Annotated in this window: 20 protein-coding genes and 1 riboswitch; of the genes, 6 read left to right on the top strand and 14 right to left on the bottom strand. The window is 35.3% G+C overall.

Translation table 11 applies throughout. The annotated features are described in order from the left end of the window. The first annotated feature begins 88 nt into the window (after positions 1–88). The 3 genes from ACW9JY_RS01775 (at position 89) to ACW9JY_RS01785 (ending at position 2,699) form a co-directional block, all read left to right on the top strand. Positions 89–430 carry a hypothetical protein gene (locus ACW9JY_RS01775; RefSeq protein ID WP_457283151.1) on the top strand — a complete coding sequence of 114 codons (342 nt, stop codon included), beginning with the start codon at positions 89–91 and terminating at the stop codon, positions 428–430. Further along, on the top strand, positions 423–1,442 hold the full coding sequence (locus tag ACW9JY_RS01780; RefSeq protein ID WP_457283152.1) for a type II TA system antitoxin MqsA family protein: 1,020 nt from the start codon (positions 423–425) through the stop codon (positions 1,440–1,442). Before ACW9JY_RS01775 ends, ACW9JY_RS01780 begins: the two co-directional genes overlap by 8 nt. A gap of 420 nt (positions 1,443–1,862) precedes the next feature. Further along, positions 1,863–2,699: a DegV family protein gene (locus ACW9JY_RS01785; RefSeq protein WP_457283153.1), complete on the top strand. Its 837-nt coding sequence runs from the start codon at positions 1,863–1,865 to the stop codon at positions 2,697–2,699. 142 nt (positions 2,700–2,841) lie between these two features. Here the strand turns inward: ACW9JY_RS01785 and ACW9JY_RS01790 are convergent, their stop codons facing one another. Continuing rightward, a complete protein-coding gene (locus ACW9JY_RS01790; RefSeq protein WP_103076124.1) occupies positions 2,842–3,792 on the bottom strand; it encodes an ROK family protein in 951 nt (316 codons plus the stop codon). Between the two features lie 519 nt (positions 3,793–4,311). Between ACW9JY_RS01790 and ispD the strand changes: the two genes are divergently transcribed. Then, the gene (ispD, locus tag ACW9JY_RS01795) at positions 4,312–4,995 is read left to right on the top strand and encodes a 2-C-methyl-D-erythritol 4-phosphate cytidylyltransferase (protein ID WP_457283154.1); all 684 of its coding nucleotides are present in this window, start codon (positions 4,312–4,314) and stop codon (positions 4,993–4,995) included. Here the strand turns inward: ispD and ACW9JY_RS01800 are convergent. The 9 genes from ACW9JY_RS01800 to ACW9JY_RS01840 all read right to left on the bottom strand — a co-directional run bounded on the left by ACW9JY_RS01800 (position 4,992) and on the right by ACW9JY_RS01840 (position 14,437). Then, positions 4,992–6,101 (bottom strand): amidohydrolase, encoded by a 1,110-nt coding sequence (locus ACW9JY_RS01800; protein ID WP_457283155.1) that lies wholly within the window; start codon positions 6,099–6,101, stop codon positions 4,992–4,994. The genes ispD and ACW9JY_RS01800 overlap by 4 nt on opposite strands. Continuing rightward, the gene (locus tag ACW9JY_RS01805) at positions 6,098–7,237 is read right to left on the bottom strand and encodes an aspartate aminotransferase family protein (RefSeq protein WP_457283156.1); all 1,140 of its coding nucleotides are present in this window, start codon (positions 7,235–7,237) and stop codon (positions 6,098–6,100) included. The genes ACW9JY_RS01800 and ACW9JY_RS01805 overlap by 4 nt, the downstream gene beginning before the upstream one ends. Then, positions 7,234–8,433 (bottom strand): aspartate kinase, encoded by a 1,200-nt coding sequence (locus ACW9JY_RS01810; RefSeq protein ID WP_457283157.1) that lies wholly within the window; start codon positions 8,431–8,433, stop codon positions 7,234–7,236. Before ACW9JY_RS01810 ends, ACW9JY_RS01805 begins: the two co-directional genes overlap by 4 nt. A 34-nt stretch (positions 8,434–8,467) precedes the next feature. Next, on the bottom strand, positions 8,468–9,169 hold the full coding sequence (gene dapD, locus ACW9JY_RS01815; protein WP_457283158.1) for a 2,3,4,5-tetrahydropyridine-2,6-dicarboxylate N-acetyltransferase: 702 nt from the start codon (positions 9,167–9,169) through the stop codon (positions 8,468–8,470). A 362-nt stretch (positions 9,170–9,531) separates the two neighbouring features. Beyond that, positions 9,532–10,170, bottom strand: a complete 639-nt coding sequence (locus tag ACW9JY_RS01820) for a 4-hydroxy-tetrahydrodipicolinate reductase (RefSeq protein WP_457283159.1) — start codon at positions 10,168–10,170, stop codon at positions 9,532–9,534. Further along, positions 10,167–11,045, bottom strand: a complete 879-nt coding sequence (dapA, locus tag ACW9JY_RS01825; protein WP_457283160.1) for a 4-hydroxy-tetrahydrodipicolinate synthase — start codon at positions 11,043–11,045, stop codon at positions 10,167–10,169. The genes ACW9JY_RS01820 and dapA overlap by 4 nt, the downstream gene beginning before the upstream one ends. A 595-nt stretch (positions 11,046–11,640) precedes the next feature. Continuing rightward, positions 11,641–12,882 (bottom strand): diaminopimelate decarboxylase, encoded by a 1,242-nt coding sequence (gene lysA, locus ACW9JY_RS01830; RefSeq protein WP_457283161.1) that lies wholly within the window; start codon positions 12,880–12,882, stop codon positions 11,641–11,643. 1 nt (position 12,883) lies between these two features. Beyond that, complete coding sequence (locus ACW9JY_RS01835) at positions 12,884–13,855, bottom strand: aspartate-semialdehyde dehydrogenase (RefSeq protein WP_457283162.1); 972 nt, start codon at positions 13,853–13,855, stop codon at positions 12,884–12,886. A gap of 74 nt (positions 13,856–13,929) precedes the next feature. Further along, a riboswitch (Lysine riboswitch) is annotated at positions 13,930–14,109 on the bottom strand. An 85-nt stretch (positions 14,110–14,194) separates the two neighbouring features. Next, positions 14,195–14,437: a glutaredoxin family protein gene (locus ACW9JY_RS01840; protein WP_103076113.1), complete on the bottom strand. Its 243-nt coding sequence runs from the start codon at positions 14,435–14,437 to the stop codon at positions 14,195–14,197. 286 nt (positions 14,438–14,723) lie between these two features. Between ACW9JY_RS01840 and ACW9JY_RS01845 the strand changes: the two genes are divergently transcribed. Further along, the gene (locus ACW9JY_RS01845; RefSeq protein ID WP_103076112.1) at positions 14,724–15,584 is read left to right on the top strand and encodes an alpha/beta fold hydrolase; all 861 of its coding nucleotides are present in this window, start codon (positions 14,724–14,726) and stop codon (positions 15,582–15,584) included. On the opposite strand, the gene ACW9JY_RS01850 is transcribed toward ACW9JY_RS01845, so the two are convergent. Continuing rightward, a complete protein-coding gene (locus ACW9JY_RS01850) occupies positions 15,573–16,103 on the bottom strand; it encodes a hypothetical protein (protein WP_457283163.1) in 531 nt (176 codons plus the stop codon). The genes ACW9JY_RS01845 and ACW9JY_RS01850 overlap by 12 nt on opposite strands. Positions 16,104–16,119: 16 nt before the next feature. Between ACW9JY_RS01850 and ACW9JY_RS01855 the strand changes: the two genes are divergently transcribed. Next, the gene (locus ACW9JY_RS01855; protein WP_457283164.1) at positions 16,120–16,536 is read left to right on the top strand and encodes a GIY-YIG nuclease family protein; all 417 of its coding nucleotides are present in this window, start codon (positions 16,120–16,122) and stop codon (positions 16,534–16,536) included. On the opposite strand, the gene ACW9JY_RS01860 is transcribed toward ACW9JY_RS01855, so the two are convergent. From ACW9JY_RS01860 to ACW9JY_RS01870, 3 genes are all read right to left on the bottom strand, one after another. Next, on the bottom strand, positions 16,526–17,767 hold the full coding sequence (locus tag ACW9JY_RS01860) for a hypothetical protein (RefSeq protein ID WP_457283165.1): 1,242 nt from the start codon (positions 17,765–17,767) through the stop codon (positions 16,526–16,528). The genes ACW9JY_RS01855 and ACW9JY_RS01860 overlap by 11 nt on opposite strands. 194 nt (positions 17,768–17,961) lie before the next feature. After that, entirely contained in the window at positions 17,962–19,671 is a 1,710-nt protein-coding gene (locus tag ACW9JY_RS01865; protein ID WP_457283166.1) for a penicillin-binding transpeptidase domain-containing protein, read from the bottom strand. Between the two features lie 412 nt (positions 19,672–20,083). After that, complete coding sequence (locus ACW9JY_RS01870; protein WP_457283167.1) at positions 20,084–20,650, bottom strand: hypothetical protein; 567 nt, start codon at positions 20,648–20,650, stop codon at positions 20,084–20,086. Between the last annotated feature and the right edge of the window lie 105 nt (positions 20,651–20,755).

The following is a 20,755-nucleotide window of genomic DNA, read 5'->3' on the forward strand; positions in this document are numbered from 1 at the left end:
CCGCCGTATACCGAACGGTACGTACGGTGGTGTGGGAGGACGGTAGATAAATTAATTATCTACCTCCTACCCGATTAGGAGCTATAAAATGGTTGAATTTTTTCTAGAATTATTGAAACAATTTATCAATAATAATCAATTACAGCTCGTGAAAAGGGTGAAAAATACTGAGTTTCTAACCAAGATCGGATGGACTGAGGAAGACGTTCATAATTTTTTACTTAACGAATTAACAAAAGATGATTTTATATATGATAGTGTAGAAAAAGATTTTAATTTTCCCGAAGGAACCGTTTATATTTTTAAAAAACAAATTTGTGTTGAGGATGAAGTGTATCAAATTTATATTAAAATTAAATACGTTGAAAAAGAAGATTACATGGTGCTTTTGTCTTTTCATGAATCAGAGGAGGGTGAAGAGAATGTATGAATTGAAAAAACCAAAAGAAAGGTTGTTCTGTGAGCAATGTGGAAAATTGATGGGGTATAAAACTATAAAAAAGAAAGAGAATTATAACGTTAAGAATTTTCCTATTGAAGTCGAACGCACTGTTGCTATATGTGAAGAATGTGGGAATGAATTACTTGAACCATACTATGAGAATGAGAATTTAAAAGCAGCATACAGAAAATATGCTGAATTGAATAATTTGGTGTTACCGGAAGAGATCAAGGAAATTAGAAGTAAGTATAATGTTTCTCAAACATTATTTGCCTTAATTTTAGGTTTAGGAGAAGCTACTATACAACGTTATGAGATGGGTTCGTTACCAACCAAAGTTAATAGCGATTTGATCAAGAGAATTTCCGAACCGATTGAATTTTACAAAATTTTAAAAAGTAATAAAGATAATATTCCCGATATCGAGTATAAGAGGATCTTAGGAAACATTCAAAGAATTCTTAAAGAATTTGAAAATAAACTCGAGATTCAAGAATTGGAAAAAATTCTGTATATTAAACATCCTGAAATAGATATTGAAAAAATGAAAGGTTTAATAGCTGGTTTATTTTATTATTCAAAAGAATATCATCACAAGGATTTTTTATACAAAACCGTCTTTTTTAAATTGCTATGGTTAGTGGAAAAGGAATCCAAAAAAATTCTTGGCAGGCAAATTGCTAATTTGAAATTTATTCATTATAATTATGGTCCAATTCCTAAAGGGGCAAAAAATGAAGAGGGCGTTCTTTTAGATTATTTGATAAAGACGAATTTAATAAAAATGAATATCGATTTTTCTAAGATGTTTTTGAAAGAGACGTATATGATTAGTTTGGTAGATCAAACTCCTTTAAAGAATTTAACAAATGAAGAAAGAAGTGTTGTAGAAAAAATTGTTAAAAATTATGGAGGATTGAGCGCTAGAAAATTAGTTGAAGTATCACATAATGACGTGGCTTATAAAAGTTCAAATTATGATGAAGAGATAGTGATTTAGGGTTAAGCTTTTTATGGATATATCTGATCTATAACAATATACCACCCTATCACACAGCTCCTGTACAACGAGTTTTATAGCGCCCTTCCCCCGCTCCCCACCCATGAGGAAGAGGGACCTGCAGTCCTTTTAACCCTGTTTTTCACACATAAGGAAAAGATCTTTGTTAGCGCCCTTCCCCCGCTCCCCACCCGTGAGGAAAAGGATCTTAGTGCCCCTTTGCCTCGCAGCCCGCCTACTGCTAGCCCTTATGCTTCACAACCGAAGTTTTATCCCTTCGGGCATGTTCTATGATTAATCGATTTTGGAATATTTTTATAAATAAAAATTTCATTAAAAAGTCGATTTTTTATGATATATTGGTATAATATACAATAAAGCTGATTAAATATAATTAAGCTCAATGGAGGGAATAAAATAGTGAAGTTTAAAATAGTAGTTGACAGTTGTTGTGATTTAACAAAAGAAATTAAAGAAAGATTTGATATATCTACAGTTCCATTATTTATTGATGTTGGTGATCAGCATTTTATAGATGATGAGAATCTAGACCGTGAAAAACTACTGGAGGCGATGAGAAACTCTACCGAAGTTCCTAAAACCGCCAGTCCAGGTCCTAAGCCATTTCTAAATTTATACGAGAAATATGAAAATACCTTTGTAGTTACCTTATCTAAGGAGCTAAGTTCGAGTTATCAGAATGCGGTTCTCGCTAAGAATATTTTATTGGAAGAAGCTAAAGACAAATTCGTGAAAGTATTCAATTCTTTTAGCGCTTCTGTCGGTGAAACAATGATTGCTTACAAAATTGGTGAATTAATTGAAGCAAAACTCGGTAGGGAAGAAATAATAAAAAAAGCAGAAAAATATATAGAAGAGATGCAGACCTTATTTGTGCTTGATTCGCTAGATAACCTTATCAAAGCAGGACGTATGGGAAAATTGAAAGGTCAGTTTGCCTCTTTTTTGAATATAAAACCTATTCTGGCAGGTACTAGAGAAGGTACTATAACTTTATTGGATAAAGCACGAGGAAGCAAAAATGCGATTAAAAAGCTAGTTGATAAAATAGGAGAAGTGGGGAATAATTTGAAAGATAAAGTTTTAGGAATTGCTCATTGTAATGCTCTCGAGAGAGCCGAGTATATTAAAAAAGAGGCAGCTAAAAGATATAATTTTAGAGATATAATTATTGTGGAAACTGCAGGAATAAGTACTGTTTATGCTAATGAAGGCGGAGTTATACTTGCATTTTAAAGTGCATTAAATATTGAAAAATCCCCGTTACTACAGACGGGGATTATATATAGTTTTTTGCATTTATCTTTGTTTTATACAGCAAGAACCAATGCGTGCGAAACTTTCTTTCGGTTCTAGATAAGAGATTCTTGATTATGAACTATAAGGGTTTTTCTTCGGCATAAAAGGCTGCAGATGCTGCTCCTAAAATGCCTGCATCTTCCACTAAAGATGATTGTTCTATGGTGTAAGTATCGGCGAAACTGCTCATAACATATTTTTTCGTCATTTCTCTTAATGGAACAAAAAGAGCATCACCTGCTCTGCTTAATCCTCCGCCGATTATAATTTTTTCAGGATTAAAGGCATGAACATAACCTCCAATAGCCCGTGCAAGTGCATCAATGGCAAAATTACACACTACACTGGCAAGAGGATCATTTTTTTCATAAGCTTGAAAAACGTGCTTTGATTCAATCTTTTCCTTTTTCCCAGCTAATTTTAAAACAAGGCTGTCTGGGTACCTATCTATCAAATTTTTGGCTTCTAATGCTATATATTTTGCAGAAGAAGTAGCTTCAACACATCCTCTATTACCACATCCACATTGTGGACCATTTGGTACAACCACAACATGACCCAATTCTGGGGCAAGACCATCTTTACCTGTTAAAAATATGTTGTTACAAACTACACCTGAACCTATGCCTGTTCCTATGGTTAAAGCAATGAAATCGTGCAACCCCTTTGCTTTCCCGAAATACCATTCTCCAAGTGCGAAGGCATTGGCATCGTTTTCTAAAAAGACGTCAACATTTATATTTTCTTTTATCAAGCGAACTAATTCAAAATTTCGCCAGTTTGGAAAGTTTGGTGAAAATCTCACAATTCCATTTTTTCTATCTATAGAACCTGGTGAACCTATTCCAATTGCTGAAAATTCAGTGTTTTCCGTTAAATCTTTCACTGTTTTTGTTATATTAGCTATTACCTGGGCATTTCCCTTTTCAACTTCTGTAGGCCTAGAAATCTTTTTAATTATTCCCTTTTTTTCATCGACTAACCCAGCTTTTATCTCAGTGCCTCCCAAATCGATCCCTACTACTAACATTGCCATCACTCCTTGAAGTGTATTTGCTGTCTTCTGTAATATTTGTTTCTATGATATTTGCTCCCCTTCGCCCAGCAGCGTACCCTTTTTAGGAAGGGACCTGCGGTCCCCTTAGACTCTGGTGGGGGAGGGCTCCGCCCTGTGACCCCTTTTAAAACATTTTTTTGTAAGCTGCGCTTATACTTTGTTAGCGCCCTTTCACCCCGCTCCCCACCCGTGAGGAGAAGGGCCTTTATTAGCTCCCCTTTGCTACGTTCCCCACCCGTGAGGAAAAGGGTCTTTATTAGCACTCCATCAGCCAGCAGCGTACCCTTTTAGGGAAGGGAGCTGCGGTCCCTTAGACTCTGGTGGGGGAGGGCTCCGCCCTGTGACCCCACCTTGCGCACAATTCTGCCAAAAATATATTATAATAAGTTTATCAATCTATTATATCAAAAGTTAAATTAATTATTTAAAAAAAAGATGAAGTTCTACTAAACCTATATTTTAAAATACAAAAAATAATAAAGGGTGAAGAAAATGGTTTATGCAATTATAGTAGCAGCTGGAGAAGGGAAAAGAGCAGGATTTGAAATTCCAAAACAATTTGTAAAATTAAATAACAAAACAATATTGAGAATGTCGGCTGAAAAATTCCAGCAGTCAAAATTAATAGATAAGTTTCTCGTGGTATCACATAGAAACTACGTGGATTTAACAGAAAAAGAAGTTAAAATCTTCTCAAAATTTGAGAATGTGGTAATTGGCGGGAGCAGTAGACAAGAAAGCGTTTATAACGCCCTATTGTATTTGAGTAAAAAAGATAATAAGCCTGATTTAGTTTGCATTCATGATGCCGTAAGACCTTTCGTTGATATTAATAAAATAGATGAAAGCATCTACAAAACAAAAGAAATAGGAGGGGCTGTTTTGGCAGAAATGGCAGAAAACACGGTTTCTCAAGTCAATAACGGTCGGATTTTAAAAACTTTAGAAAGATCCCAGATTTATCTGCATCATACCCCTCAAACTTTCGATTTTGCTAAATTACTTAAAGCTTATCAAAATGTGGAAAAGATCTTATCTTCCTTCACAGATGACGCATCTATATTTATTCATGCTGGTTATGAAACATCGATTGTGGAAGATCACAAAAATAACATCAAACTAACGAAAAAAGAGGATTTTGAACTAGCCAGATGTTTTTTTGAATTGAATCCTTAATCTAAAAATGTTTCAAAAACCTTGATCCCAACATCTATTACCTCATCGGGAGGCAAAAATTCAGGGTTATGAAGACCGTGATGTTCGCCTTTGGAACTCCCTAACCAACACATTAGTGCGGGATATTTTTTTGATATAAAGCCAAAATCTTCACCCGTCATTTTTAGGCCACAGTCAATAAAATTAAATGTTTTTGAGAGTTTAGGAATAAATTTGTCGTATAGCGATGAATCGTTAACGACTTCCGAATAGAAAGACCCTTTGCTTAACGAATAATCAACCCCTGTCATGGTCTTTATCCCTGACAGTATATTTTTCATATCTTCGAAATATTTTAGACTATTTTCGGAATTAACACCTCTGATACTTCCTTCAACATGGGAGTTCCCTGGTAGAATGTTGATCGCGTTACCTGCACTTACTTTACCAACGCCGATTACAAAAGGTTCCATGGGATTTTTTGGAAGTTTATCAAGCACATCTAAAAATATGCGAAGGGCGTTCAACGCATTTTTAGATTGATGGGGAAAGGCAAGATGTGAGGATACCCCTTCAAAATCCACAAAGAACTCAAGGGCTGAAGCAAAAAGCGTACCACGCGTTGAAGCGATGGTCCCCAGGGGGAAGTCATCGTTGACGTGTAGGGCGAAAGCCGCTTTTATATTGAATTTTTCCAATATTCCACTTTTGATAACCCTTTGGGCTCCACCCTTTGATTCTTCTGCAGGTTGAAATAAAAATATTATATTTTTTTTTACTTTATTTTTTATTACGTTGATAAAAAAACCATACAAGATAGCAGTATGAACGTCATGACCACATGCGTGCATGTATTCGTTTTTTGATTTGAAATCAACGTTGGTCTTTTCTTTTATGTTTAAAGCATCGATGTCTGCCCTAAAAAGAAGGTACTCATCGCCACTACCACCATTATACTCAACAATAAGCCCTGTTTTTAGAGGTCTATACACGTTAATACCAACATTGTAAAAGGAAGCGGCTTCTTTTACGGTTCTTTCCAATAATTCTGTAGTTTGATACTCTTCAAGAGATAATTCTGGATTCTCATGTATTTTATGTCTCAATTCGTACGGTGAAAGGATCATTTTAAAACCTTCTCTAATTTTGTCAACATCTTTTCGATATCGTTATATTCAATATTTAAAGGAGGCAGTAGACGAATCACACTATTATGAAGTACATTCAACAAAAGGCCCTCTTGTAGACCTTTTTCCCTCATTTGAGGGTCCTCTTCTTTTAACTCTATGCCAATCATCAAACCTTTGCCTCGAACTTCTTTTACTTTTTCAAAATTTTTCTCTTTTAAATATTGCATTATATAATTTCCTTTTTCTTCAACATCCTTCAGAAGAGAAGGGATGTTTTCCACAACGAACCTAGCTCCCGCAAGAGCTACAGGATTTGGAGCAAAAGTTGAGCCGTGTTCTCCTTTTTCAAAAGCCTGAGATAGATTTTCAAGAAATATCGTACCCCCCAAAGGTATGCCACCGCCTATGGATTTCCCAATGGTTATAATATTAGGAGATAGCCCAAAATGCTGATATGAAAAAATTTTTCCCGTTCGCCCAAGCCCGGCTTGAACCTCATCGCAGACTAAAATAAAATTATATTTCTTTTTTAAGTCCTCTATCAGAGATGCAAATTCTGGTTTGCTTGATACTATTCCGCCTGATCCCAGAATCGGTTCTACAAAAACAGCCAACGTTTCTTCTCCAAATAGATCGAAGTATCTACTTAAATCTTCAACATCGTTATACTTCAGTTCTATAGTGTTGGGAAGTAAAGGTTCAAAGGGCTTTCTTAGATCTTTAAAACCGTTTATAGAAAGTGCACCTAAAGTTCTACCGTGAAAACCATTCTCGAAAAAAACGATCTTATTTCTTCTATCTGTTGCTCTTTTTTTAATAGCTTTTAAAGCAGCCTCTGTTGCCTCTGCTCCAGAATTACTGAAGTAAACTGTACCATTCTTCCCCGTGAAATTAACTAGTTTTTCTGATACGAAAATGGCATCTTCATCGAGAAAAAAATTAGAGGTGTGCATATATCTATCCATCTTTTCCTTCAAAGCTTGTAACAAAGATAGGTGAGAATGTCCAAAACTCATTACTCCTATTCCAGCAAATGTGTCCATAAACGCCTTCCCAGTTTTATCGTAAATGTAACAACCTTCCGCTCTATCAATTTTTATTGGAAACGGATTGTAGACTTTTAGTAGGCTCATAAATCAAACTCCTTTGCTAAACTTTCAACAGCTTTTTGTTTATACTCTTTTGGAATCAAACATGAAATTTTTATTTCCGAAGTAGTCACCAAAAAAATAGGGATATCTTCAATAGCCTTAAAAAACCGGGAAGCCACCCCTCTTGCCTTTTTCATACCTATTCCGACTACTGAGATTTTAACTAAATCATTTTTAAAATCGATAAAATTCTCTTGATAATTTTTAATGGATTCATTTAAAAGTTCTCTAAAATTATCGATTACACTGTCTACGATGCTGAAAGAGAGATCAACTTTTTCATTATTTTTTATGATGGATATCATATCAATGTTTAAGTTTTTATTGGCGGCGATTTCAAAAATTTTATTAATAAAAAAATGGCCCGTTGGAAGATTAAAAATAGTGACTTGAATTTGATTTTCATCCACACTTAAACCGGTTACAACAGGTTCTTCTATATATTCGTTGTAATTATCGACCACGTAACTTCCCTCCTCATCTGAAAAAGACGATGCACAGTATAACTCCACATTAAACTTTTTAGCGATTTCTACCGACCTTGGGTGCAATACTTTCGCTCCTAAAGCCGCCATTTCTAGCATTTCATCGTAAGTAACGTACTTTAATTTTTTTGCTTGGGGATAAATCTTTGGATCAACGGTATAAATACCGGCAAAATTACTGTAAATTTCACATTTGACGTTTAGAGAAGCGGCTAAAGCCACCGCGGAAGTATCAGAACCCCCTCTTCCCAAGGTTGTTAAATCTCCCTCTTCTGTAACACCTTGAAATCCTGTAATAACTAAAACATCGTTGTTTGTAAGGTTTTTGTGGATTGTTTCTTTGTTTATTGCTTTGATCTGAGCCTCATTATAGTCAGAAGTAGTTAATAAACCTAATTGAAAGGCATTCATGGATTTTGATTTGATACCTCTATCGTTCAACATCATCGATAACAGCGAGGCACTGATCTGTTCTCCTGTAGCTAAAAGCATATCCAATTCTCGTGGCTCAGGATTTTTAACTGTTTCTTTAGCTAATGATATCAATCTGTTTGTGGTCTCTCCTCTTGCAGAAACCACAACTAATACTTTAAATCCTTCTTCTACTTTGTTACATATTCTCTTGGCAACATTGTTCAACCTTTCAGAATCTGCAAGAGAACTTCCTCCATACTTTTGAACTATCAATTTCATAAGTAATCCACCCCGGTAAATTTATATAAATAAATTATTTCAAATTTCTAAGTCCTTCTACAAGTTGCGTTTTGGCTTTTGTTTTATCGTCAACCTTCTTAATGAATTTCGCAGGAACTCCGGCTATCACAGAGTAAGGTTCGACATCAGAAATTACAACAGAACCTGCACCGATTATTGATCCCTGACCTACTTTGACCCCTTCTAATACCACTGCGTTAGCTCCAATGAGAACATTATCCTCAATGACCACTGGTTGAGCACTTGGGGGTTCTATTACTCCTGCTATAACTGCTCCTGCACCAATATGGCAATTTTTACCTATTTGAGCCCTTCCTCCTATAACAACGTTCATATCTATCATGGTGTTTTCTTTAATACAAGCACCTATATTGATGACGGCACCCATCATAATAACACAACCGTCGCCTATCTCCACAAGATCCCTTATTATAGCACCTGGTTCTATTCTCGCGTTGTATTTAGACAAATCTGCCAACGGAATAGCTGAATTCTTTCTATCCCTTTCTATTCTGTAATTAATTATATAATCTTTATAAGTCTCAAAAATTGTTTTGAAATCTTCTTCTTCACAAAACAAGATTCCGAATTCATCGTTACCGTAAAATTCTACATTGGAAAAATCTATTTCTTTGAGGTTACCTTTAATGTAGACCTTCAAAGGATTCTTTTTCTTTGAGTTTGCTATTAAATTTATTATTTCTTCGGTGTTCATGATGACCTCCTATTAACTGTTTTAGCGCCCTTCCACCCCGCTCCCCACCCGTTTTATGGAAGGGACCTGCGGTCCCTTAGACCCTGCAGGGGGGGAGGGCTCCGCCCTGTGACCCTTTTAAAACATTTTTTTGTAAGCTGCGCTTAGATTTTGATAGCGCCCTTCCACCCCGCTCCCCACCCGTTTTATGGAAGGGACCTAGGGTCCCTTAGACCCTGCGGGGGGAGGGCTCCGCCCTGTGACCCTTTTAAAACTATTTTTTGTAAGCTATGCTTAGACTTTGTTAGCACCCTTCCACCCCGCTCCCCACCCGTTTTATGGAAGGGACCTACGGTCCCTTAGACCCTGCAGCCGTCGCTGCTTCAAATTACATCTGTAAAGGTAAAATACCCATTCTTTTTATTGGTTACAAACTCTGCGGACTTAAGGACCCCTTCTGCGAAGGCTCTTCTTGATAAAGCCCTATGAGAAATACTGAGAACTTCGCCCAAGTTCGCCATGTACAATACATGATCTCCTGCTACATTCCCCAATCTTAATGAGCTTATCGGTACATCTTTATCCAAGCTTTCTTTTATCATCTTGGCTGTTCCAGAAGGCTTATCTTTTTTAAATCTATGATGTGTTTCAACTATCTCAACATCCCACCCGTCGATTTTATCTTTCAAAAAGTCCACCATCTTTAGAAACAATTGTATGCCGATCGAAAAGTTGTAGCTTTGAACTACGGGTACATCTTTAGCTAAAGCCTTTAAAGCTTCAATCTGTTCATCTTGAAGCCCTGTTGTTCCAATGATCAATGGAACTTTAAATTTTTTCACGTAATCTTCAGTTTTTTCAAAAACTTCGGGAAGTGAAAAATCGATAATAATTTGGGGGGTTTCTTGAAAATACTCACCATCTTTATCGTATCCCCAGACAAATTCATGATTCTTTTCCTCAAAGAGGTCTTTTATTTCTTTTCCCATTCGTCCTTTGTATCCGACTATGCCTATCTTCATAGTAAATTCAACCTTTCCATCTCTTCTTTTAGAAGTTTCTCTGTTTCTTGACTTGCTTTCACCAACGGTAATCTCACGACATTTTCGCATAAACCTAACAAAGAAACGGCGTATTTGACAGGAATGGGGTTGACCTCTTTGAATAAAAGTTTGTTGAGTTTCATAAATTGATTGTTTAATTTTCTTGCCTTTTCTAAATCGTTGTTAAGAATGCTATGAGTCAATTCAACGAAAGGTTTTGGGGCAACATTAGACGTAACCGAGATAAGTCCATCTCCTCCTAAGCTCATTATAGGAAGCACTTGATCATCGTTTCCGGAAAATACCTTTAGAGAATCTGGCTTTATTGAAAATAATTCTACTATTTGTGATATATTACTGCTCGCCTCTTTCACCCCTATTACATTTTTACAGTTTTCGTGGATAGAAACGGCTGTTTCTGGATTTATATTCATGCCAGTTCTCGAAGGAACGTTGTACATTATTATTGGTAAAGTTGTTCTTTCAGAGATGTACTTAAAATACTCTACCAATCCTTTTTGCGTGCTCTTATTGTAGTAAGGGGTGACGATTAATAAACCATCTGCACCAGCACTTTCAGCCAATTTATTGTTTTTCAAAACGTGATTCACGTTATTTGTCCCCGTTCCCACAATAACGGGAACCTTTTTATTGACAATTTCTACTACGGTGTTGACTATTTTTTCTCTTTCTTCCTCTTCAATAGCAGGTGCTTCTCCAGTAGTTCCTAAAACTATTAAACTGTCAACACCGTTATCAAGCTGATATTTAACAAAAGTTTTTAATGAATTATAATCGACGTTTGTTTCCTTGTCGAAAGGTGTGATAATAGCTGTTCCAACACCAGTAAACATTTGGAATTCCTCCTTTAAAGTTTTATATCCCTGTTTATAGCGCCCTTTCACCCCGCTTCCCACCCGTTTTATGGAAGGGACCTGCGGTCCCTTAGACCCTGGTGGGGGAGGGCTCCGCCCTGTGACCCTTTTAAAACATTTTTTTGTAAGTTGCGCTTAGATTTTGATAGCGCCCTTTCACCCCGCTTCCCACCCGTTTTAAGGAAGGGATCTGTGTCCCTTAGACCCTGGTGGGGGAGGGCTCCGCCCTGTGACCCTTTTAAAACATTTTTTTGTAAGCTGTGCTTAGTCTTTGTTAGCGCCCCTTCTCCCCGCTTCCCACCCGTTTTAAGGAAGGGACCTGCGGTCCCTTAGACCCTGGTGGGATAGGGCTCCGCCCTGTGACCCTTTTAAAACATTTTTTTGTAAGCTGCGCTTAGTCGTTATTTGCGCCCCTTCGCCCCGCAGCCCACCCATAAGGAAAAGAGATCTTTCCCTTTCACCCCGCGGCCCGCCCGTTTTTAAGGAAGGGACCTGCGGTCCCTTTAACCCAGCTTGCTTACCATTATGGAAGGGACCTGAGGTTCTTAAAATCTGCTCCCCACCCACAATTGGATTAGAAATTGAAAGTTGCAAAGTAATCATCCAACGTTTCGGCTCTTCTTATCATTTTGAATTCTCTATCTTTGGTGAACAAATACTCAGCAGATCTTAATTTTCCATTATAGTTATATCCCATGGAGTATCCATGTGCACCAACATCATGAAAAACTAAGACATCTCCTCGTTCCAATTTTGGTAATAATCGATCTGTTGCGAGTTTGTCGTTATTTTCGCATAACGATCCCACTACATCGTACAACTCTGTTTTTTCATCAGAATTTTTATTTAAAACAGTTACATGATGATAAGCCTTGTACATAGCGGGTCTCAGTAAATTTGCAGAGTTAGCGTCAATTCCCGCATATTTTTTGTAAGAATTTTTTATATGCAAGACTTTTGTAATGAGGTAACCATTAGGACCCGTGATGTATCTTCCATGCTCCATATATATTTTTGGAGGTTTTAGTCCATTTTCCAGTAAAATATCCTCATACATTTTTTTTATTTGACGTGAGATGTAGTATATATCAAGTTCCTTTTCTTCAGGTTTATAAGGTATACCAAAACCGCCACCGAGATTAATGAATTCAAAATCTATCCCCAATTTTTTATTCACTTCCACAGCAGTTTCAAAAAGAAATTGGGCGACTTTTATGATATTTTGAGGGTTCAATTCGTTTGAGATCAACATCGCATGCAGTCCGAATCTTTTAACCCCGTAATCTTTAAGTCTCGCGAAACCATTCATAAGATCCTTTTTTGGTACTCCAAATTTTGATTCCTTTAAATTCCCTATTATCTCGTTCCCAAAATCCCCACCTGGATTATATCTGATGGACATCATGTCAGGTAACGCATGCTTTTCTTTTAATAAATCAATGTGACTTACATCGTCAAGATTCAAAATGGCGTTTAAAGATAAAGCCTTTTCATACTCTTGCAATGGGGTATCGTTGGATGTAAAGAGAATATCACTATTCACGAACCCGCTTTTTTCTGCTGCCACCAGTTCTGCCATTGAGCTACAATCTACTCCACAACCTTCTTCTTTTGTGATCTTTAATATGTTGGGATTAGGGGTTGCCTTCACAGCAAAAAACTCTTTGAAATCAACCCAAGAAAAAGCATCTTTTAATGTTCTTATTCTATTTCTTATACCTTCTTCATCGTAGAGATAAAAAGGTGTTTGTACTCTCTTTAATAAAGTATTTAACTCTTTCTCTGAAAAGGGAAGTTCTTTTTTCAATCCCTGCACCTCAGTTCAATTCCCTGTGTTTTTGAAGTATTCTAATTGCATTGGTAGCAGCACCAACTCTTATATTATCCGCTATAACCCACATCAAAAAGGTTTTTTCTTCGATCTTTCTTATTCTAGAGACAAATGTAATATCACTTCCCGCAATTTCTATGGGGGTGATTTTTTCCTCGTTGTACTCGACGTTTGGAGTTGATTCAACCAATTTTATAATCTCATCAACAGAAGAATCCAACTTTGTTCTGAAGAAAATCGATTCAGAATGTCCGTAGAGTACAGGCACTCTAACTGTTGTCGGAAATATTTTAATTTCTTCATCAGAAAAAATTTTTCTAGGTTCGTTTATCATCTTTTCTTCTTCAAAAGTAAAGCCGTTCTCCTTTTTTTCGCCTATCAATGGTATAACGTTGTTCTTTATGATCCTTGGAAAATGATTCACTTCGTTTATCCCTTTTTCTTGGTTTAAAAGTTCAGTTATGCCCTTATTTCCAGCGCCAGATACTGCCTGATATGTAGAGACAACTATCTCTTTTAAACCTAGCTCACGATGGATGCCGTTAAGGGCCAAAACCATTTGAATGGTTGAACAGTTAGGGTTTGCAATTATTCCTTTATAATTTTTCAACAACTCTGCATTAATTTCAGGAACAACAAGTGGAATCGTTTCGTCCATCCTAAATTGTGAAGAATTGTCTATTACAACATTTCCGGATTTTTGTGCTATGGGAGCGAATCTTTTTGACACCGAGGCGCCTGCCGAGAAAAAAAGGTAATCAAACTTCTCTTTCATATTCTCTTCTTGCAGCTTTTCCACGGTATATCTTTTAGAACCGACCTCGATCTCTTGCCCTTGAGACCTTTCCGATGCAAACAAACGCAATTCGGAAATTTCGTTTATTAGTTTGTATTCTTCAAATAACTTTAAAAATGTTCTTCCTACCTCACCGGTAGCTCCTACAACTCCAACTTTCAAAAAAAAGCACCTCCAAAAAATCGAAGACCTCTCACAGTGGAGAGGTCTTAATAATAAGAAAATATTTTTTTCTCATTTTCAGCGGCTCTCCACGTTCTTCACGTGACAGTTATGTAGGTATTCCCCACATACCCAGAAGTCAGAAGATGAGGGCTTTCTTCTTACTTCTTCGGCAACCTCGCCTTTCGCTTCTTCTAAAATACCCTCTAAAAATAGAAGAAGTTACTCTTCTCGGTTGCGCCTCCGCTTTAAATAATTAACTTTGTTATAAGATAACATATTCAAATAACACAAAGAATAACAAAAAGTTACTTTTTGATTATTGTTGAAATTATTGTTTTAGTTTATTCCAAGTATACTATCTATTTTGTTTTTATCAAAACCGATTATATAATGATTTCCAATTTGAATTACCGGTGTCCCCATTTGATGAGTTCTTCGAACTAATTCTTCTGCCGCTTTTGGATCTTTTGAAACATCAACTTCTTTAAATTTTATTCCTAAACCTCTAAAATACGATTTGGCTTTTCTGCACCAAGGACAACTTGGAGTTGTATAAACCTTTATCTTTACATGTTGCATGTTATTCTTCCACCTCCTATACCCTATATAGGTATTTTTTATTATAATAACAGAATTTTATAATATTTCTTTTAAGAAGAAGTAAATATAATTTTGTAAAATAGAGATGTATAAATATCAATTTCACGTTTAAAACACGAGGTGACAAACAACGGACTATATTTTTAATTATCCTAAAACCCCAATAAATTACAAAGTAAGAGATGAAAACGATTATTCTGTTTATACTTTCGACACGGTATATACTGACCCTATCTACAAAGAGAACGAAACTCAGGTCATTCATATGTTTAAACCAGAACAAAAAGTTAAAGGGGATATAGTCTTTCTGCACGGTATTGGACCCAACAACGTTCCATACCTTGAATGGTACGGAAGGTATTTTAAGAAATTTGGCTACAGAACAAGTGTTGTGATCCTTCCTTACCATCTAAGTAGAAAACCAAATGATATAGAAGATGGTGACCCTTATTATTCACCCGAGCCAAAGGAATGTACCATACTTTTTCACAATTCTGTAAAAGACGTTCGAAGGACAATAGATTTGCTTGAAACCTTCGATGATTTTTCCGAAAATCATTTGTACTTAATGGGGGTATCTTTTGGAGGAATCATTGGTACTATGACTCTAGCTCTCGATAAGAGGATTAAAAAAGGCATCTTGATGATCACAGGTGGGAATTGGAGATGGATAAACTTTTACTCACCATATACGGAAAAAGTCAGGGAAAGATACGCAAAAGAAAAAAATTCATTTGGTTGTGATTCCGAGGAGTTTTGTAAAAAATTTAGAAGTGATGCGGCAAACTTTGTAAAAAATAATATCAATTCTATAGATGATATATTCCAAAAAACACCTATCACTTGTTATCATTACGACTCTCTGAGTTATGCTAAGTTCGTTAATCAACCTGTCCTTTTTATAAAAGCTCTTTTCGATAAGATCATGCCACATAAAGCCACAAATAATCTTCAACACTTATTACCAAATAAAAAAGTGAAAAGTTTATTGGCAGGACATAAATCAAGTTATATATTCAAAAGAATTGTGGGGCGTTGGGTGATTAATTTTATAGAAAAAGACCAACCCCAAGAGATATGGGAGAAAAGTAATAAAAGAGAAGAAGTTTTAGAATCAAACCGTTAGATCCAATGTTAATCCTAAAATAAACTCCAAATCTAAAGATGAGCTGTTACTTTTATAAATTTCTAAAGATTGAAGGGTGTTGACTAACTTTTTAATTTTTTCTGGATCCGTTTCTGTTCTTAATTCATTCGTTATTTTTTGAATTTCCTTTTCGATCTTTTGCTTTATATCTTTTGTTTCGTCGGTGTGTTTCTCTGTATTTTGCAATTCATAAACGGGATCTTGTGGAGTACTTTTGCTTATTTCTTTTCTATACAAAATAACAGCTTTGGATTTTCCTCCAACAGCGGCTAAAAAACCTCCTCTTCTTTTAAGATTAAGGTCGATGTCTGTATATATAACAATTCCACCTTTTTTTAACGCCTGAGATTTAAATTGGTTTATATTCCCCAACTCATGGGCTGCCACTCTAAGTATACTCAAAGATGCAGGGGAACTATTAGACAACCCTGGTTCACCTGGGTCTAATTTATAGCCCAAGTATGGGTTAAAATGCTCTGGCTTGATGGAGTTAATCATAAAATTCACCTTTCTCTTGGGAGGGATAGAGACGAATAAAGGATCTTACATTTTACTGATTGAGATAAAAAAAGATTGTATAGTAAACTTACATCACAAAGAGATAAAGATCAATAAAGGTTTGTACGCTTACATAGGTTCTGCTATGAAAAACCTTTACCAAAGAGTTGGTAGGCATATGACTTACAAGGAGAAGGCATATCAAAAACACTGGCATATAGATGGTATTTTAGAAAACAAAGCAAACAAAATAATATTTATCGCTATGCTACCTTCACACAAACGCCTTGAAGAAGATATCTCCAAAGAATTTGCCCAGAAATTTCAGTTTATTGAAGGTTTTGGTGCATCTGATTTAACTGTAAAATCAAATCTTTATCTCATTGATAATATCGACTATTTTTTTGAAATTATTAAAAACTTTATTCTCTAAGGATAGTCTTAATCGTCATTCTTATTCTTACTTCATCTATTATATCGAAAACAATATCAATTTTACCTTTTTCCGAGTTGTTTTTTAAATTTTGATAATTTCCTTCTATTTGCATTTCATCTATTTCGATATTGGGTGTAGACATACTCAAGTTAACGATTTGTTTGTCTTTACTGAAGTTTTTCACACTGATCAAAAGGTCTACTATTCGGGAATTTGCCGATTTAACTTCAACATCAGACAATTTTTCTATTTTATACTGTACATCCCAACTCTCACCTAAGTTTATCTTGAACGTGTCTCCAACGGGAGTATCATTAATGTACGCTAACTTTATTGGAAAACTTTCACTATCGAATTCCTCATGGATCCAAACCTTTCCCGAAGGTAACTCTATTCCTAAACCATTGTATTTCGTGTTTTCTACGTGTCTGATTATCTCGGTTTTTGTATAATTTGTTATATTGGTGTACAAAGAAAAATTAATTACGTTTCTGTCTTCATATGACAATATATCGTTTTGGGATATCCTAACGTTCATTAAACTATTTTGAAAATTGACTCTTCCAAGATTCATTGTATAAGTTTGACTTAGAATTGCTTCTTGTGCAACTATTTCAAAATCATCTTCACTTGCCATACGTGTGTTACTCAATAACTTTGTACTCTCTAAGTAATCGCGAGGAGACAAGTTAAGATATTCGTTGACTAAGTATAGATTGGTTTGCCCAACAGGAACACCGTTGATTTGAACGTTTTTGCTGAAAGTTCCGTCATTTTTCATTTCATAGATAATTTCCCATGACCCCTCTCCCTTTAAAGCAATTACGGCGTTCTTAGGGTTTTTCAATAAAATTTGAGTAGGGGGTTGAATCTTATCTTTATTCTTTTCATCAGTAACGCACCAACGATTTAATTGAGGATTGAAAAATAGAATTTCATTTGTTCCAACAATCTTGTAAATGTCCTCATCTATAGCTTCGATAGATTTTTGAGTGTAATCTTCCAATGAAGTGATCTTAAAAGGGAAATGTTGATACACCATTTTGAGTTCCCAAGAATCCACTCCACTGATCCAAAGCACGTCAAAACCCTCAGGAACAAAGAATGAGGTTTCGTTAGAAACTGTATAGAACAGTTGAACATCTTTAAAGATAAAGGTATAATTCTCAGAAAGAACCGTTATACTTAAAAAAACGATGAGCATAAAAAATACATACATTTTCTTCATGAAATTCATCTCCTTTTGATTTATTAAAAGGACCTGCGGTCCTAGCCCAGTAAGGGGAGAGCTCCGCCCTGTGATCCTTTTTTAAAAGCAGAATTTTCTTTATAAAACTATCTATATCTATAGCGCCCTTCCCCCGCTCCCCACGCATAAGGATAAAGGAGCCCTTACCTCTTCGCTCCGCATCCCGCCTTTTTTTATTGAATATGATATTTTTCAACTAGATCATCGAGTATCTCTCTAGCAATAGGTGCTGCACCAGTGGATCCCATCCCTCCATTTTCTATAATGACCACAATCGAGTACTGTGGGTTATTTGCTGGTAAAAAACCAGCGAACCATGAATGAGCAGGTTTTCCACCTCCTACTTCTGCGGTACCTGTCTTTCCGGCTACAGTTATGGGGAAATCGCTAAACGATTGATAAGCAGTACCTTCTTCACCAGGTGGTCCACTGAATGAGGTTACTTCTACCATACCTTGGTAAATGTATTTCAGATATTCTTCGTTCATTTCGTAAGAATCTCTAAGTAAAGGCACATTTTGATTTATGATATTTCCAAAAGCATCTTCTTCCTTTTTAAATAAGCTGAATTGATAATATTCACCTTGTGTAGCAAGAATATTATATATTCTTAGAATTTGAAGGGGAGTCATTGTGACGTAACCTTGACCTATATACGTTAATAATGTTTCTCCTGGATACCATATGGTATCGAATTTCTCATATTTCCATTCTGGATCTGGAAAGATACCAGCTTTTTCATTTGGTATTTCTATGCCTGTTTTAGAGGTAATATCAAATCTATCCGCAACACTATTCAAGTAGTCTATCCCCAACTTTTCTCCAAGCCAATAATAATAAGAGTTAACCGATGCCCTCAGGGATTTCACCAAATCAGTTTCACCATGTCCCAATGTATACCAATCGTAATAAGATGCGATAATGTTACCTTGAGAGTTTTTTAAATCGTATCTTCCAGTCGAATTTATGGTTGCTTGTGGAGATATACCCCCTTCAAGGGCAGCATATGCAACAAAAGGTTTTATAATAGACCCGGGTGGATACAATGCAGATGTAGCTCTATTTAACAAAGGCATATTATTATCATTCAAAATTCTTTGAAACTCTAAATTACTCATTCCTTGAGCAAACAAATTAGGATCTACGGAAGGATAACTAACAAATACTAATATTTCTCCGGTTTTTGGTTCTGAGATTATCACCGAACCATTGTAGTTATTTTCTTTTAAATAATTGTATGCCTTTATCTGTAAATCTAAATCTAATGTCAAATAAATATTGTTTCCATTAATAGAATGTGCGTTGGCTATAGTAGGTGAAACGGATTCATTTGTTGCAATATTGATCATTTTGTACCCTGGCTGACCCTGTAATTTTTTATCAAACACCAATTCCAATCCTGACCTTGGAGTACCTTCATTGTCAACATAACCTAAGACATGGTATAAAGATTCGTGGGCATACTTTCTTATATATCTTTCTTCAACTTGTAGATTTTTGTCAATATTTGCTATCTTTTGAGCTGTCACTGAATTTATTTCCAAATTCACTCTTTTTTGAAAATTTAATTTATCTATTACGGTATACGGATTATCTACCACACCTTTTAGAACTTGGTACAATTCAGTTTCTGTTTCTTCACTCAACGTTCCTCCTAAATTCGTTAAATTATATATCCTTTGGTTCCATGCCAACAAATTCCCATTTCTATCGTATATATTTCCTCTTTTAGGAGAATCTTTTACAATTCTTGTTGATAACTCTTGAACTTCCATCGTGTATTTATTCCAGTTTAAAATCTGCAATTGAAATGATCTAGCAAAAAGTAATACAATACCCAAAAAAAATAAAGAAAACAGTATTTTAGCTCTTTTTTCTTTCATCCAAAACCAGCCTCATGTTCATAAAATATAATACAAAGATGATTATCATGTCTAAGAAAAAAGGATAAAGAGAAGAAGTAATGACACTCATATACAATGACAAAACACCCGTGTATATCAATGCTTTAATTAAAGTCATTTCCAACTGATGTAAGAAAAAGTTGATGAGAAGGAATATAGCGAAAAATATTATCGCGAGGAATCCCAATTCAAACCTTGAATTGAAATAAAAAATAGTATATATAAATACGAAAAAAAGAAGTCTATGGTCATCTTTTTCAAGATTTGACACATATAAGACAATTATAGGAAAGACAAAAAAAAGAATTTCTCCTAACCATCTATCAAATGAAGCAGTAATTAGAGCTAATAAAAAATAAATCAAATACATCATATATTATCACTTCTCTTTTTAATAAGGAAAAAAGTACACTAAAAAATCATCGATCACCACAGGGTTGAAAAGATAAAGGTCTCCATATTTAGAAACAATCTCACCTGATAAAAATATACCCTCTTTTTCTACGGTTTTTACATAAGCAGGAAGATCTATCTTTAGGTATTCTTCCATTACAACTTTATAATTATCAGGTATTTCGACCAATAAATTGCCTTTATCTTCTTTTATTAAAACATCTACAACACCTATTTTTCCAAAAAATTGTTGGTTCCCCCAACCTAATTTTCTCACCACTACTCTATCTGAGAATGTATTTTCAACAAAACCCAAAAGATTCCCATCCGTAGAAACAGCTAAATAACCTTTTTCTAAATTACCTTCATTGCTCGTTAAAACGTTAAAAGAACGATTAGTTTCATTTAAAATTATACCTCGAGGGATCGTTAAATCTATATTTTCACTACTTTTACTTTCAATTATATAAAGAGGCTCTTTTTTGAGTTCATCTAAGATACTAGAAATTTTTTCAGCACTTGCATTTCTTTCCGAAATTTTAGAATGAAACAGTGAAAAAACCATATCAAACGAGTATGTTAGCGGATCTAAAATACCACCTAAGTTCTCAAAAGTATTAAATAATATTGAAATAAAGATCAAAATTACTAAAAATAATATCCCAAAATA

The sequence above is a fragment of the Petrotoga sp. DB-2 genome (assembly GCF_054051725.1).

What these genes read in the sequence shown, in the direction of transcription:
- ACW9JY_RS01805 (WP_457283156.1), bottom strand. Translation starts at nt 7,237, where the DNA reads ATGAGCCTACTAAAAGTCTACAATCCGTTTCCAATAAAAATTGATAGA.
- ACW9JY_RS01850 (WP_457283163.1), bottom strand. Translation starts at nt 16,103, where the DNA reads ATGATTAACTCCATCAAGCCAGAGCATTTTAACCCATACTTGGGCTAT.
- ACW9JY_RS01800 (WP_457283155.1), bottom strand. Translation starts at nt 6,101, where the DNA reads ATGATCCTTTCACCGTACGAATTGAGACATAAAATACATGAGAATCCA.
- ACW9JY_RS01860 (WP_457283165.1), bottom strand. Translation starts at nt 17,767, where the DNA reads ATGAAGAAAATGTATGTATTTTTTATGCTCATCGTTTTTTTAAGTATA.
- ispD (WP_457283154.1), top strand. Translation starts at nt 4,312, where the DNA reads ATGGTTTATGCAATTATAGTAGCAGCTGGAGAAGGGAAAAGAGCAGGA.
- ACW9JY_RS01870 (WP_457283167.1), bottom strand. Translation starts at nt 20,650, where the DNA reads ATGGTTTTTTCACTGTTTCATTCTAAAATTTCGGAAAGAAATGCAAGT.
- ACW9JY_RS01790 (WP_103076124.1), bottom strand. Translation starts at nt 3,792, where the DNA reads ATGTTAGTAGTAGGGATCGATTTGGGAGGCACTGAGATAAAAGCTGGG.
- dapA (WP_457283160.1), bottom strand. Translation starts at nt 11,045, where the DNA reads ATGTTTACTGGTGTTGGAACAGCTATTATCACACCTTTCGACAAGGAA.
- ACW9JY_RS01775 (WP_457283151.1), top strand. Translation starts at nt 89, where the DNA reads ATGGTTGAATTTTTTCTAGAATTATTGAAACAATTTATCAATAATAAT.
- ACW9JY_RS01840 (WP_103076113.1), bottom strand. Translation starts at nt 14,437, where the DNA reads ATGCAACATGTAAAGATAAAGGTTTATACAACTCCAAGTTGTCCTTGG.
- ACW9JY_RS01865 (WP_457283166.1), bottom strand. Translation starts at nt 19,671, where the DNA reads ATGAAAGAAAAAAGAGCTAAAATACTGTTTTCTTTATTTTTTTTGGGT.
- ACW9JY_RS01780 (WP_457283152.1), top strand. Translation starts at nt 423, where the DNA reads ATGTATGAATTGAAAAAACCAAAAGAAAGGTTGTTCTGTGAGCAATGT.
- ACW9JY_RS01820 (WP_457283159.1), bottom strand. Translation starts at nt 10,170, where the DNA reads ATGAAGATAGGCATAGTCGGATACAAAGGACGAATGGGAAAAGAAATA.
- dapD (WP_457283158.1), bottom strand. Translation starts at nt 9,169, where the DNA reads ATGAACACCGAAGAAATAATAAATTTAATAGCAAACTCAAAGAAAAAG.
- ACW9JY_RS01810 (WP_457283157.1), bottom strand. Translation starts at nt 8,433, where the DNA reads ATGAAATTGATAGTTCAAAAGTATGGAGGAAGTTCTCTTGCAGATTCT.
- ACW9JY_RS01845 (WP_103076112.1), top strand. Translation starts at nt 14,724, where the DNA reads ATGTTTAAACCAGAACAAAAAGTTAAAGGGGATATAGTCTTTCTGCAC.